This is a genomic window from Pseudarthrobacter sp. SSS035 (assembly GCF_023273875.1).
Classification (GTDB): domain Bacteria; phylum Actinomycetota; class Actinomycetes; order Actinomycetales; family Micrococcaceae; genus Arthrobacter.
In genome coordinates this window covers 2,770,046-2,783,847 of record NZ_CP096882.1, presented here as the reverse complement: position 1 = coordinate 2,783,847, position 13,802 = coordinate 2,770,046, and the positions used below count along the sequence as shown (strand labels likewise).

At 68.1% G+C, this 13,802-nt stretch carries 13 protein-coding genes; 4 read left to right on the top strand and 9 right to left on the bottom strand.

What is annotated here, in order from left to right:
* Positions 1 to 37 precede the first annotated feature (37 nt).
* The 5 genes from MUN23_RS12855 to MUN23_RS12835 form a co-directional block, all read right to left on the bottom strand.
* Positions 38 to 646 carry a type II secretion system F family protein gene (locus tag MUN23_RS12855; protein WP_248758712.1) on the bottom strand — a complete coding sequence of 203 codons (609 nt, stop codon included), beginning with the start codon at positions 644 to 646 and terminating at the stop codon, positions 38 to 40.
* Positions 643 to 1,524, bottom strand: a complete 882-nt coding sequence (locus tag MUN23_RS12850; RefSeq protein ID WP_248758711.1) for a type II secretion system F family protein — start codon at positions 1,522 to 1,524, stop codon at positions 643 to 645. Before MUN23_RS12850 ends, MUN23_RS12855 begins: the two co-directional genes overlap by 4 nt.
* The gene (locus MUN23_RS12845; RefSeq protein WP_371875904.1) at positions 1,521 to 2,780 is read right to left on the bottom strand and encodes a TadA family conjugal transfer-associated ATPase; all 1,260 of its coding nucleotides are present in this window, start codon (positions 2,778 to 2,780) and stop codon (positions 1,521 to 1,523) included. The genes MUN23_RS12850 and MUN23_RS12845 overlap by 4 nt, the downstream gene beginning before the upstream one ends.
* Complete coding sequence (gene ssd / locus MUN23_RS12840) at positions 2,777 to 3,988, bottom strand: septum site-determining protein Ssd (protein ID WP_248758710.1); 1,212 nt, start codon at positions 3,986 to 3,988, stop codon at positions 2,777 to 2,779. The genes MUN23_RS12845 and ssd overlap by 4 nt, the downstream gene beginning before the upstream one ends.
* A gap of 116 nt (positions 3,989 to 4,104) precedes the next feature.
* On the bottom strand, positions 4,105 to 4,320 hold the full coding sequence (locus MUN23_RS12835) for an AsnC family protein (protein ID WP_248758709.1): 216 nt from the start codon (positions 4,318 to 4,320) through the stop codon (positions 4,105 to 4,107).
* 96 nt (positions 4,321 to 4,416) lie between these two features.
* On the opposite strand from MUN23_RS12835, the gene MUN23_RS12830 reads away from it, so the two are divergent.
* Positions 4,417 to 6,129, top strand: a complete 1,713-nt coding sequence (locus MUN23_RS12830; RefSeq protein WP_248758708.1) for a bifunctional 3'-5' exonuclease/DNA polymerase — start codon at positions 4,417 to 4,419, stop codon at positions 6,127 to 6,129.
* A gap of 30 nt (positions 6,130 to 6,159) precedes the next feature.
* The gene (locus MUN23_RS12825; protein ID WP_371875903.1) at positions 6,160 to 6,462 is read left to right on the top strand and encodes a YegP family protein; all 303 of its coding nucleotides are present in this window, start codon (positions 6,160 to 6,162) and stop codon (positions 6,460 to 6,462) included.
* Positions 6,463 to 6,556: 94 nt separating this feature from the next.
* Here the strand turns inward: MUN23_RS12825 and MUN23_RS12820 are convergent, their stop codons facing one another.
* Genes MUN23_RS12820 through MUN23_RS12810 form a run of 3 tightly spaced genes read right to left on the bottom strand, consistent with a single transcriptional unit; the run spans position 6,557 to position 9,370 of the window.
* Positions 6,557 to 7,234 carry a CoA pyrophosphatase gene (locus MUN23_RS12820; protein WP_248758707.1) on the bottom strand — a complete coding sequence of 226 codons (678 nt, stop codon included), beginning with the start codon at positions 7,232 to 7,234 and terminating at the stop codon, positions 6,557 to 6,559.
* Complete coding sequence (nth, locus tag MUN23_RS12815; protein WP_248758706.1) at positions 7,231 to 8,055, bottom strand: endonuclease III; 825 nt, start codon at positions 8,053 to 8,055, stop codon at positions 7,231 to 7,233. The genes MUN23_RS12820 and nth overlap by 4 nt, the downstream gene beginning before the upstream one ends.
* Before the next feature lie 7 nt (positions 8,056 to 8,062).
* Complete coding sequence (locus tag MUN23_RS12810) at positions 8,063 to 9,370, bottom strand: hypothetical protein (RefSeq protein WP_248758703.1); 1,308 nt, start codon at positions 9,368 to 9,370, stop codon at positions 8,063 to 8,065.
* 406 nt (positions 9,371 to 9,776) lie between these two features.
* On the opposite strand from MUN23_RS12810, the gene acs reads away from it, so the two are divergent.
* Positions 9,777 to 11,798, top strand: a complete 2,022-nt coding sequence (gene acs, locus MUN23_RS12805; RefSeq protein ID WP_248758701.1) for an acetate--CoA ligase — start codon at positions 9,777 to 9,779, stop codon at positions 11,796 to 11,798.
* A gap of 179 nt (positions 11,799 to 11,977) precedes the next feature.
* Positions 11,978 to 12,763 (top strand): DeoR/GlpR family DNA-binding transcription regulator, encoded by a 786-nt coding sequence (locus MUN23_RS12800; protein ID WP_248758699.1) that lies wholly within the window; start codon positions 11,978 to 11,980, stop codon positions 12,761 to 12,763.
* 16 nt (positions 12,764 to 12,779) lie between these two features.
* Here the strand turns inward: MUN23_RS12800 and MUN23_RS12795 are convergent, their stop codons facing one another.
* Positions 12,780 to 13,799 (bottom strand): LacI family DNA-binding transcriptional regulator, encoded by a 1,020-nt coding sequence (locus MUN23_RS12795; RefSeq protein ID WP_248758697.1) that lies wholly within the window; start codon positions 13,797 to 13,799, stop codon positions 12,780 to 12,782.
* Positions 13,800 to 13,802: the final 3 nt, after the last annotated feature.

Below are 13,802 nucleotides of genomic sequence, written 5' to 3'. Positions count from 1 at the left end.
GGGTGTGGAGGAATGGACCGTAGCTCAAATCCCGCGGTCAGGACCCGGACGGCACCAGTGCCAGCAGGACCGGGACTACGCCCAGGCAGATGAAGGCCGGGAGCGAGCACAGGCCCAGCGGAATGACCAGCTTCACGCCGAGCGAGGCCGCCCGTTTCTCCGCAGCGCGGAATCTTTCCCGGCGCAACCTCGCGGCCTGTGCGTAAAGGATGGCCGACGACGGCGCTCCGGTCAGGGCGGCGAATCCCAGTGCGTCACGCAATTCCAGGATTTCAGGAAGACGGACTTCGGAACTGCGCCAGGCTGTCTCCCAGTCGGCTCCGATGGCGAGCGCAGACACCACCGGACGCAGCGCCTTGCCGTAGTCCGCGGAGGCCGAGGCCGCGACGAGTTCCAGGGACCGGCCAATGCCAGACCCCGCGTCCAGCATCGCGGCCACGAGCTCAAGCATCATGGCCGTGTCACGCAATCCGTGAAGGCGGCCGCCTTGAGTGAGTGCTTCAGCGGCCCCATGCGGCCCGGCGCCCACGTCCCCTCGCAGTCTGAGCAGTCGCTTTCGGACCCGGCTTGGCTGCGAAAGGGCAAGGCAGGCGGCAGCAGCCAGAACAACGGCCAAGGCAAGCCCCGGCACAAGAATGTCCGTCATGGCACACCGGCCCCGGCGGCAGCACCGACCAGGCGGGCGGACCAGATTCTTCCGGCGATGGTGAGGCCCACACCCGCGGCGAGGGCCGCCAGTCCCAGCGGCGTCCCGATCAGGATGGCCAGGGGATCCACCCCCAACGCTATTCCCAGGCCCAGTCCCATCAGCGGGAGCCACGTCAGGAGACCGACCGTGGCCTTCGGCCCGGCGAGTGCTGTCTGCCGCGCGGCCTCTGCGTCGTCTTCCACCTCCAGCTGTGCCGCAAAGCGCGCCAGGACATCGGCCAGAGGACAGCCGCTGGCTTCGGCAATATCAAAGCAGGCGGCCAGCTCGCACCAGATCCGTAACTCCCTGCCGTCGGCGCGCGAATACTCCGCCAGCGCGGTCTTCCGGATCGCCTCAGACACGGGTGCGCCCCGGAACGCTGCTGCCCGGACGGCGCCAAGCATCACCAGGGAGCCTGTGCTGAGGCTCGGACCGCTGCGCCCGGCCGCTGACCCGCGGATTGGTTCCGCCCTTCCGCCAAGGTCCTGCGATGCGCGTGAACCTGCGCCCGCTTTTGCGGTTCCTGGCTCCGGACGGAGACCGTGGACCAGCCACAGTTCATCCCATAGCCGTGCCGGAGTGCGGCCGCCCTTCAGCAGCGCAGCAAGCTGCTGCACCACAAGGGTCAGTGACAGGTCATTCCGTTCCGGTCCGGCACGGAGCAACTTGCGCCACGAGCCGCCCGTCCTGCTGCCACCAGCCCCGCCGTAAACCCGAGAGGCGAAGCCTGGTCCTGCACTCCCCACGGCCCGCCGGAAACGGCCTGTGGCACCGCCGGGCGGGCTGAAGAGCAGCACGACCGCCAGCACGAGGACCACGGCCAGAACAAGTGTCATGCGGCGGCACCCGCCTCGAGGGACAGCTCCAGCCGCAAGCTCAGCGCTTCCCAGGCAGGACCGGTACAGAGCTGGCCTCGCCTGGTCTCCAACGCCGGAACCACGGTCAGTCCGCCGGGACCGTCCTGCACCACGCCGACGCAGGCCACGTGCCGGCCGTGGCCGGACCGCTCCACGTGGACCACAACGTCCAAGGCGCTGGCTGCCTGCAGCCGGACCGCGTCCTGGCCCATGCCTGCCAGAGCTCCCAAAGCTGTCAGGCGGGCCGGGACAGCGGTGGCAGCGTTCGCATGGATGGTCCCTCCCCCACCGGTGTGGCCTGTGTTCATGGCGGTCAGGAGTTCCCGCACCTCGGCACCACGGCATTCCCCCACCACCAGCCGGTCCGGCCGCATCCGCAGTGCCTGCCGGACGAGTTCGCCGAGGTCCACCTCGCCGCCGCCTTCGAGGTTTCCGTGACGGGACTCGAGCGACACAATGTGCGGATGGACGGGATTCAGTTCGGACGCATCCTCGATCAGGACCAGCCGTTCCGCCGGGGAGCACAGCCCCAGCAGGGTGGACAGCAGCGTGGTCTTTCCGGAACCCGTGGCCCCGCTGATCAGGAAACTCAGCCGCTGCTCAACAACCCGTTCAAGGACCTCCTGGACGGTGCTGCCGAACATGCCGCCGGCACGGAGTTCGTCCATGGAGAAGACCTGCTCCCGCCGGATCCGGACGCTCAACAAGGTGCCGGCGGTGGAAATCGGCGGCAGGACTGCGTGGACGCGGTATCCGCCCTCAAGCCTGACATCAACGCACGGGGACCCGTCGTCCAGCCGCCTGCCGCCGGCGGCCACAAGCCGCGATGCCAAGGCCCGCACCTGTGCCTCGCCGGAAAACGAAACCCCTGCCGGTTCGAGGCCCTGACCACGGTCGATCCAGACCGAGTCCGGGGCGTTGACGAAGATGTCGGTGACGTGCACGTCCCGAGTCAGTTCCTGGAGCGGGCCAAGCCCGTTCAGCTCGGCGCTGATCCGTTCCACGGCAGCGAGGGAGCCGGCGGTCCCCAGCAACCGCCCGGTGGCCTGGACGGCGGCGGCGACCCTGGACGGGGTGACAGGTCCGGCGTCGGCCATGACTGACTCACGGACCGTTTCCAACAGCGCCGAATCCAGAAAGCGCGGATCCAGGACGCGGGCCTGCCGACGGCGTGCCCCCGTCCGCTGGTCCTGGGGCGACGGGGGCGGGGGCGGGACGGGCCGCTGCGCGCTCACGGCAGGTCTCCGACAGGGATGTCGCCGTCCAGCAGATCGAGCACTGAGGCGGCGAAATGCCTGACACTCCGTCGTTTGCCTACGTCAAGGAGCCTGCCGTTTTCCCCGGCAGCCGTAACGCCGCGCAGCTCCGGAACCCGGCCTTGGACCGGCAGCCCGACGGCGTCCGCAATCAGTCCGGCGTCCAGCGCGGCACCGGCCTTGCCCCGGACCAGGAGGGCCGCCTCGACCGGCGGAAGTTCGTGCAGCAGCCGGGCCGTGGCTACCGCGGCCTTCAGCTGCGCCGGCACAACCACGAGGATGCGGTCGCAGTCCCAGGCAAACATGCGCACGGGTTCGGCGCCCCGGCCGATGTCCACCACCACCAGTTCATAGCCCCGCCGGGCCGCATCCAGTACGCCACCTGTGGTGGCGGCATCCACCGGTGCCTGGCGGTCGCGGCTGCCGGGCCAGGACAGGAAGGAAAACCCGCCGGCGACCGGCAGTGAGTCGGCCAGCTGCTCGGGATCGATGCTTCCGCTCGCGTCGGACAGGTCAGGCCAGCGCAGACCCGGCGTCTCCTCAGCCGCCAGTGCCAGTTCCAGGCCACCACCCCACGGGTCGCCATCAACCAGCAACACGCGCACACCCAGCCCGGCTGCCGCCTGGGCGATCCAGATTGCCGCGGTGGTGGCACCGGCACCGCCGCAGCCCCCTGTTATCCCGAGGACGAGCCCTCCCGCTTCGGGTGACCGCGACCGGCTCAGGTACTCTGCCAGCCAGGCCGCGGCATCCGGAAGCACCGCCACCCGCTCCGCTCCAAGGGCTGTGGCCAGGTGCCAGAGACTGTCCCCCTCCCCGTTCAGGCCCACCAACACGGCAGGGGCCCGACGCCGCGGCGGCAGCTCGCGGACATCGCTCCCCACCAATACTGCGGCCGCGGCGTCCCAGTACTTGGCGGCATCAGCCACGTCCGCCACCACCCGCAGCTGGCCGCCGGCGGCAGCCACAATCCGCTCCACTTCGCCCTGCAGAAAGTCGTAGCCGGTGACCAGGAGAACCTCGGCACCAGCGGGGTCCGGAAGCCAGGCTCCAGCAGCCCGCCCCGAGGCAGACGCACGGGCCTGGGAACCACCGGATTCAGGTCCTTGGGGAGGGGAGGGCCGGGCACGGGACAACTGGGCGGAAGGCCGCTCGGAAGGGGGTGGCGATAGCTGGTGCCTGCTCATGCAGCAACTCTCCACCGAACTCAAGGGGGAGAAACAGTGCCATGCCACCGTATGTGGACAACTCCCCAACGCGGCCGGAAGGCCGGACAGAAAGACGGGCCGAACGGTCGGACCGGTTACTGCTTACCGTATTTGCGGTGGACGGCCTGCTTGCTGACCCCCAGGCACAGGGCAATGGCCTCCCAAGACAGACCGGTCTGCCTCGCCTTGCGGACCAGGGCCGCTTCGGCGCGGCCGACCTCCTTCTGCAGTTCCGCCACCGCGTACAGCGCTTCAGCAGGGCCTTTCCCGTCCATTGATGCGACCAGCGTTTTCATCCGTCCTACTTCCATTCGTCAACTTTAGTTGACGAATGGAAGGGCGTCAACACATATTGACGGCATGGGATTGGGGCATGAATGTCCCCGCCACAGGGCAGAATTGGACCTATGTATCTGCTGCTCGCCGCCCACGCCCACGGCGCAGCCCTCCAGCAGATCACCCAGGCGGGCGATCCCCACCCCGACCGCCCCGAACCTCGCCTCATCAGCGCAAGCGAGCTGGCCGGCGTCGTACGCCAGCTGGAGAACCGGCCCCGCGAGGCGCCGCCCCGCTGGATCTGGAACCGGACGCAGGACTGGTACCCCGCCCTGCTGGCGGCCGGCGTGGAACTGGAGCGCTGCTATGACCTCGGTTTGTGCGGCAATATCCTGGTGTATTCGCAGTTCACCGCCCACACGGAGTACGCGAAAAACGCCGACAAGGAATCGTTGGACGATCCCCAGGAAACGCCCCGCGCCCTCCAGCCGCCGCCCCCGCCGGCGGATCAGGGCGCCCTCTTTGACGATGTCCGCCACCGCGCCCCACGGCAAGGCCTGGCAGAGCTCCGCGCAGAATACGCCGCCCAGCAGGCTGCCATGGCCGATGCTGCACCGGAAGAAAACAAGCGGAAACGGCTCCAGCTGCTGCTGGCCGCCGAGTCCGCCGGCGCAATGATCGCCGCGGAGATGCAGCACACCGGCGTCCCTTGGCGCGAGGACCTGCACGAGCAGATCCTGGCCGGCCACCTCGGGCCGCGCCCGCCGTCCGGTCACCGCCCCGCGAAGCTGGAGGCCCTGAACACCGAACTGCGGGGGCTGCTCAACTCGCCCGGACTGAACCCGGACTCGCCGCAGGAACTGATGCGCGCCCTGCACCGCAACGGCATCGAGGTGAAAAGCACGCGGCAGTGGGAGCTGATGGAGTCCAGCCACCCCGCCATCGAACCGCTCCTCGCCTACAAGAAACTGTCCCGCCTGCACACGGCCAACGGCTGGGCCTGGCTGGACGCATGGGTAGCCAAGGGCCGCTTCCGGCCCGAGTATGTTGTGGGCGGTGTGGTGTCCGGCCGCTGGGCCTCGCGGGGCGGCGGGGCCCTGCAGATCCCGCGGCAGATCCGCGGCGCCGTCCATGCGGATCCCGGCCACAAGCTCATCGTCGCGGACGCCTCCCAGCTGGAACCCCGTGTGCTGGTGGCGCTGGCGCAGGACTCCAAAATGGCGGAAGCAGCGCGCGACAAGGACCTGTACGCCGGCATCGCCGCCCAGGGTTTCGGCGGCGATCGCGCGAAAGCGAAGGTCGCCCTCCTCGGCGCCATTTATGGCGCCACCACGGGCGAATCGGGGCGCCTGATGCCGCAGCTGGCACGGACCTACCCCCGCGCCGTCGGCTTCGTGGAGCAGGCGGCGCGCGACGGCGAGGCCGGCGGCACCGTGACCACCCGGCTTGGCCGGAGCAGCCCGCCCCCGTCGGAAGGGTGGTACCGGAGCCAGCAGTCGGCCACTGCCGAGGAGCAACGCCGCGCGGAATCCATTGCCCGTTCCCGCGGCCGCTTCACCCGCAACTTTGTGGTTCAGGGATCCGCCGCTGACTGGGCGGCGTGCTGGCTGGCGGAATTACGACGACGGCTGCGGGCCTTGCGTGCCGACGGTTCCGTTCAGGCGGAACTGGTGTTCTTCCTGCATGACGAGGTGATGGTCCACGCCCCCGAGGCCGGCGTCCAGGCCTGCATCCGGGCCATCGAGGAAGCTGCCGCCGCCGCGAAGGAACTGCTCTTCGGGCCCATTCCGGTGGAATTTCCGGTCAGCGTGGCCGTAGTGGACTCCTACGACAACGCAAAATAGCAAATTCGGTTAGCCGGAAGAAACCTACCCGTGAGTAGCTGGTCGAAGCGCTGTGACCATGGTTACATCAGTGCAGGACTGAAGCAGACGGTCCAGCTATTCATGCAAAGACGCATATCAGGGGAGGTCCGGCATATGGCGGGCAGGTTTGAAATACATCGCGTAAGTGACGAGTGCTATCGGCTGAGGCTCACCGACTCAAACGGGAATATCGTGGCAGTTTCGCCCGACTTCAAGCATCTCGGTGCTTTGAAGGACGGCATCAATGCCCTGCGTGAAAACGCGGCCACCGGCATTGTTGTTGATCTTAGACAGCAGCCGATCGCCAGCTAAGCCGGTGTGCGCGAGCTAAGCCGGCGCACACATGGTGCACACCCGGCGGGTTCAGTCCCGCCGGGCCACACGCACCCTACGGACCGCACCGAGGCTAAAAGACCACCTCGTGGAGCCGGGTCCGGTCCCACGGCACGGCCCAGCCCAGCTGCTCAAAGAGTCCATCCAGAATGATCCCGGTGAAGCCCCAGACCAGCACGCCGCTGACGGTGAAGGCGGGGCTGCTGAAGGTCCTGCCATCGCGGCTGACCGTGGCTGTCACACGGTTGGCCGGGTCCAGCAGGTCGCGGACGGGGATCCGGAAAACCTGGGCGGATTCGGCGTAGTCCACCACGTGCACCGGCGACGGCGACGCCCACCATCCGAGCACCGGCGTCACCAGGAAGTTGCTGCGCGCCAGCCCAAGCTCCTGCAGCACGCCCAGGACCTCCACACCGGCGGAGGCCAGTCCGGTCTCCTCCTCGGCTTCCCGAAGGGCTGCGGCAACCGGGGTTTCGTCCTCGTCGATGGAACCGCCGGGAAAGGCGACCTGGCCGGGGTGGGAATCCAGGGTGTGCGCGCGTTCCAGCAGCAGGACATCAAGATCCGCCGCGGCCAGGGGTTTGCCGGAGGCCGCTGGAACGTCGTCCAGCACACCGAAAAGCATCAGGACTGCCGCCTTGCGGGCTATGGTTTCGTCCACGGTCAGTGCCGCCCAGGCAGTGTTCGGCGCGGTGACGTCGCCGCTGTCCGATCTGCGCACCAGGTCGATCAGGTCCTGGCGTGCGCTCACGGGAGCCGCCTCTGCGATTCCATCCGGATTTCAGCGGCGCGGTGCGTCTCGGCCAGCAACCGTTCCAGGAGGCTCTCGCTCCCGGGCGCCAGCTCGTATTTAAGGAGCTTGGCGGCTTTGACGGGATCGGTCTCGCCCAACCCGTAGCTGGGGCACCAGTTCGCCACCGGACACGCGCCGCAGGCTGGCTTCCGTGAGTGGCACACCCGCCGCCCGTGGAACACCACACGGTGCGAGAGCATGGTCCAGTCCTTGGGCTCAAACAGTTCAGCGACGTCGAATTCGACCTGTACCGGGTCCTCGGACGTGGTCCAGCCGAAGCGCCGTGCGAGCCGGCCGAAGTGGGTATCCACAGTGATCCCGGGGACGCCGAAGGCATTGCCGAGCACCACGTTGGCAGTCTTACGCCCCACTCCCGGCAGCGTCACCAGGTCTTCCAGACGGCCGGGGACCACGCCGTCGTACTCGTCAACCAACCGGGTGCTCAGGGCCAGCACGCTCTTCGTTTTGGCCCGGAAAAAGCCGGTGGGCTGCAGGATCGCTTCCAGCTCGGCGGGATCGGCCTCTGACATGGCCCGGGCGTCCGGGTACCGCGCGAACAGGATCTTGGTGACCTGGTTGACCAGCACATCGGTGGTCTGGGCCGACAGGACGGTGGCCACGACCAGCTCGAACGGGTTCCGAAAATCCAGCTCCGCGTGGGCATAGGGATACTTCTCCGCCAGGGCCTTGTTGATCCGCCGCGCCCGGCGCTTCAACGCCAGCAAAGACTCCGGGACTGTTGGGGCCGGGCCGGATCCGGGTCCACGGGACGTGGCCACGGGCCGGCTAGCCGCGCTCGATGTTGCTGAGGTCGCGCAGCACGCCCACTCGTCCGTCGGTGTGCTGGACCAGGAATTCGTGGCCCCGGTCTTCCAGGGCCAGCACCCAGCCGCCCGGTTCAATCACAAAGGCGGGGGCGCCGGTCTGGGGGTCCACCGCGGTCCGGTGCTGTGCCACGGCAAACCAGAACGCCTCATGCGCCGGCTCTTCGTACGATTCTTCCGGCCTGGATGCCGGATCCACGGTGGCGCCGATGGGCTCCACGCGGCGCACCTGCTGATGCACGGCCGTCGCTGCAGGTTCCGCGGCAGACTGGCGAGCCGAGGCAGCGACGCCTGTGCCGGCGTCGTGGGTTGCTGCTTCAGGGGCAGCGGCGGCGGACGCCGTAGCGGTCGGCGCAGGGGCAGCCGCAGCCGCCGTCGGGATGTCACCCGCAGAAGTCTCCGTAACGGCGGGCGCCGTAGAAGTGCCCGTCGCTGAAGGGGAAGGCACGACGTCGGCCGCCTGGGTTGCGGGGCTCGGGTCGCCGGCAGCTGTCCACTCGTTGACCTCCGGGGCGGAAGAGACGGCCGCTGACGCAGCCGGAGAGGAGGTGGGCGCGGCGGCGGAAAAGGCCCCGGCCGAAGCGGCGGCGGCGGCACGCGCAGAGGTTGCCGCTGCAGGTGTGGCGGTAGGCGCGGCAGCCTCCGGAACGGGCACGGCCGCAGGCTTGGGTTCCTTGGGCGTGTGCGGCTTGGGCAGCGGGATAGCCGAGTCGCGCGCCATCACGTGGGCCGGGGTTTCGTCGCGCCCCAGGAAGTCGCCGGCGAAGTACGGGATGAACCGGCTCAGCACGGTCCCCGCGAACAGCACGACGGAACCTATCAGGCCCACCAACAGGCTGGGCACATAGCCCGCGGCCGTGGAAACGAAGAAGAACGCCAGTGCAAAGGAAGCCACCACGGACGCGAACTGGTCGATGGACAGCGAGCCGATGCGGACCTTCGTGGCGGGAGCGAGCCGCCGGGCAGCAAAGAGTGCCGTGACAATCATGGGCAACACAATGCCGAGGCCCAGGAAGAACAGGCTGCCCGCGTTCCAGAGGTTAAACCGGCCGAAGAAGATGGGCAGCAGCGAGGCGACCAGCAGGATGAGGGTGGCGGCGAAAACTGTCAGGTCCCGCAGGGTGAACGGACCCAGCACGGCCTGGTTGGTGGTGCCCGGCTTCGCGCCGGCCGGCTTCTGCATGCCCTTTGCTGAGCCGCCTCCCGGTGTGGTGCCAGGCCCTGCCTCGGGTGCGCGGCCAAATTTCTGGCCGAAGCTTTGCTGGTTCATTCTGTACTCCTTAGCGTGGCGGCACCGGGACGGTTCCGTCCCAAAACTGTGCCGTCCGAAACGGCGGAAACGGCCAGGCCCGGCAGTGATACACCGGATCCGACAGCTCCATAGAAAGTCACAATTCAATCTCAGCCTAGTCAACCGCATGGCCGATCACTAGCTGATCCGCAGCGGCGGGACGCCAGCGGGCAGGCTCCTTTAACCATTCACCGCTAAATAAATGCCGTTCGCGGGGGCCTTTGTGACAGCGAACACGTCGCGGCCCCGGCGCGTATTAGGCTTGATTCCGGAACAGCTCTTTGCGGAATGTCCGTGATCGGCCGCTGCCTGATGCCGCGCAAAGCGGCGGAGGACGGCCGGCAACGGCAGCCGCTCAAAAGACCGATGAATGATGAGGTTCACCATGTCTCAGGACACTCCCGGCTCCACGGCCACCGCCCCCGCAGCTTCCGTGCAAAACAACCTGCAGGACGGCCAGCAGGGCGACGCCATCGAAAACCTGCTGCACGAAAACCGTACTTTTGCCCCCAGCCCCGAATTCGCTGCCGACGCCGTTGTCACCGCCGCTGATTACGCAGAGGCCGACGCCGGCCGCCCGGCTTTCTGGGCGAAGCAGGCCCGCGAACTGCTCACCTGGAGCAAAGACTTCGACCAGGCACTGGACTGGTCCAACCCGCCGTTCGCCAAGTGGTTTGTGGGCGGAGAAGTCAACGCCGCGTACAACGCGCTGGATCGGCACGTGGAGAACGGGCTCGGGGACCGGGTGGCCATCTACTTCGAGGGCGAACCCGGCGACACCCGCACCTACACGTACGCCCAGCTCACTGAAGAGGTGAAGAAGGCCGCCAATGCCTTCGAGTCCCTCGGCGTTGGCAAGGGTGACCGGGTGGCCGTCTACCTGCCCATGATCCCCGAAGCCGTCATCACGCTGTTGGCCTGCGCCCGCATCGGTGCCGTGCACTCCGTGGTGTTCGGCGGCTTCTCCGCGGACGCCCTGCGCTCCCGGATCGAGGACGCCGAAGCCAAGCTCGTGGTCACCGCGGACGGCACCTACCGCCGCGGGAAGCCCAGCGCGCTGAAGACCGCCGTGGACGACGCCCTCTCCGCCAATGGGCACACGGTCCAGAACGTTGTGGTGGTCAAGCGCAACGGCCAGAACGTGGACTGGCACGAAGGCCGGGACCACTGGTGGGCGGACACCGTGGAGCTGGCCTCCGCCGAGCACAAGGCGGTAGGACACGACTCCGAGCACCCGCTGTTCATCCTGTACACGTCCGGCACCACGGGCAAGCCCAAGGGCATCCTGCACACCACCGGCGGCTACCTCACCCAGGGCGCCTACACCCACAAGGCCGTGTTCGACCTGCACCCCGCAACGGATGTCTTCTGGTGCACGGCCGACGTCGGCTGGGTCACCGGCCACACGTACGTCGCCTACGCGCCCCTCATCAACGGCGCCACCCAGGTCATGTACGAAGGCACCCCGGATTCCCCGCACCAGGGCCGCTGGTGGGAGATCATCGCGAAGTACAAGGTCTCCATCCTCTACACCGCCCCCACGGCCATCCGGACCTTCATGAAGTGGGGCCGGGAGATCCCCGACAAGTACGACCTGACCTCCCTCCGGGTCCTCGGCTCCGTGGGCGAATCCATCAACCCCGAAGCCTGGATGTGGTACCGGGACGTCATCGGCGGCAACAAAGCACCCATCGTGGACACGTGGTGGCAGACCGAAACCGGCGCCCAGATGATCGCCCCGCTGCCCGGCGTCACCGCCACAAAGCCCGGCTCAGCCCAGACCCCGCTCCCCGGCATCGCGGTGGACGTCGTCGATGAGCAGGGCGAATCCGTGCCGGACGGCCACGGCGGCTTCCTGGTGATCCGGGAGCCCTGGCCCGCCATGCTCCGCGGCATCTGGGGCGACCCGGAGCGGTTCAAGGAGACCTACTGGTCCCGCTTCGAAGGCATGTACTTCGCCGGCGACGGCGCCAAGAAGGACGAGGACGGCGACGTCTGGCTCCTGGGCCGCGTGGATGACGTTATGAACATCTCCGGGCACCGGCTCTCCACCACCGAAATCGAATCCGCCCTCGTGTCCCACCCCTCCGTGGCCGAAGCCGCCGTCGTAGGGGCCGCGGACGAGACCACCGGCCAGGCCGTCGTCGCGTTCGTCATCCTCCGCGGCGACGCCGTGGACTCCGGCGACGCCACGATCCTGGAACTCCGCAACCACGTGGGCAAGGAAATCGGGCCCATCGCCAAGCCCAAAACCATCCTGGTGGTCCCGGAACTGCCCAAAACCCGCTCCGGCAAAATCGTCCGCCGCCTGCTCAAGGACATCGCCGAAGGCCGCGAATCCGGCGACGCCACCACCCTGGCCGACCCCACCGTCATGGCCCAGATCGCGGCGTCCCTCCGCAAGTAGGTGCTTCGTGGGTCGGTGAGGAGCGGCAGTCATCCTCCGCGTGCTGCTCGTACCTCGCTCTGACGCACGCTTCCGGATAACTCCCGCCCCTCGCCGACGGCGCCGCTCACCCTCGTGGGCGGCGCCGTCGCCGTATGCTTGGTGCAGTTCTGTCCCCCGGCTTTAAGGATGGCTTTTAGATGCTCCCCGCTGCACGACATCAGGCGATTGTGGATGCTGTCCAGCGTGAGCGGGTTGTTCGCGTGTCCGACTTGGCGCAGCAGCTTGGTGTTTCGCTGATGACGGTGCGCCGGGACATCGAACTGCTGGAGGACGGCGGCCGGCTGGAGCGCATCCATGGCGGCGCCAAGCTCCCGGGGGATGTCAGCACGCATGAGCCCGGCTTCGAGCTCAAGTCCACCCAGCTGACCGCGGAGAAGCGGGCCATTGCGCTGGAGGCCGCCGGCCTGGTGCAGGAGGGCATGGCCGTTGGACTCAGCGCCGGGACCACCACCTGGGCCCTTGCCAAGGAACTGGTCAACGGCCCGCGGATCACGGTGGTCACCAACTCCGTGCGCATCGCGGACCTCTTCCACCACGCCGCGTCCGGCGGCTCGGCCCGCTTCGCGTCCACCGTGATCCTGATCGGCGGCGAGCGTACGCCGTCGGACGCTTTGGTGGGACCCATCGCGACGGCGGCACTCAAGCAGCTGCACCTGGACGTGCTGTTCCTGGGCGTGCACGGCATGGACGCCGACGCCGGCTTCACCACCCCCAACCTGTTGGAGGCCGAGACGGACCGGGCGTTCGTCGCGGCCGCCCGGAAAACCGTGGTCCTCGCCGACCACACCAAGTGGGGCCTCCTGGGCATCAGCACCATCGCCCCGTTGGACGCGGCCGATGAAGTCATCAGCGACGCGGGGCTGGGTCCCGAAGCCCAGCGCATCCTCGGCGAACGCGTGGGCAAGATCCGGATCGCGGGCTAGCGAACCAACAGCTGCTTCAGGGGCAGCCGCAGGACTGGCGGATGCGCAGCGTTGTGGGAAACACCCGGTGCTGCGGTGCCGCCTTGCGCCGGGCGCCGAGGATGCCGTCGACGGCGGCCACGGCCATTTCCCGGACCGGCTGTTCCACGGTGGTCAGCCCCGGCCACGTGTACTCCGCTTCGGCCGAGCCGTCGAAGGAGGTCAGCGCAATGTCTCCCGGCACCGCGACTCCCGCTTCATGGAGGGCGCGCAGAATGCCCACTGCCTGCATGTCTGAGCTCGAAAAGATGGCCGTTGGCCGGTTGGCGGAGGCCAGCAGCCGCTTTCCCGCTTCGTAACCGCCCTCACGGGTGAAGTCACTGCGCGCGATGGGCCCCTCCGGGAGACCGGCCTCCTTCAGTGCCTTCAGCCAGCCGAGTTCGCGGCCATCGATCTCGTTGCCCACGTTGGTGCCCATGGCCAGGCCGATGTTGGTGTGCCCATGTCCCAGAAGATGTTCCACGGCAATCTGCGCCCCGGTCGCTAGGTCCACACCGATGCTGCTGATGTGCGGCGCCTCGCTGTCATTGTTGAGCAGGACCCAGGGGATGTCGGCCCTCTCCAGGTCTTCAAGGTCCGGCTGGAACAGGACGCTGGCAAGCAGCACACCGTCCACCTGCCGCGCCGCCAGGTTCCTGACGTTCCGGCGTTCCTTGGCGAGGTTGCCGTCCGAGTTGGTCAGCAACAGCGCGTAGCCCCGCTCGGCGGCGGCGTCCTCCACTGCGTGCGCCAGGAGCGAGAAGAACGGGTTCGAGTTGTCCGGCACGATGAGCCCCAGCGTCTCGCTGGATCCGAGCTTGAGGGCCCTCGCCGCCGCGTTGGGGCGATAGCCCAGGACGCGAATGGCGTCCTGGACCTTCGCTTCGGTGGCGGGAGCCACTTTCTTGGGCCCGCCGTTGACCACATAGCTGACGACGGCGGTGCTGACGCCAGCGTACCGGGCAACGTCCTTGCGGGTCACCGGGCCGCGCGGGGCCTGCACTACGGGAGTCGTCATGGA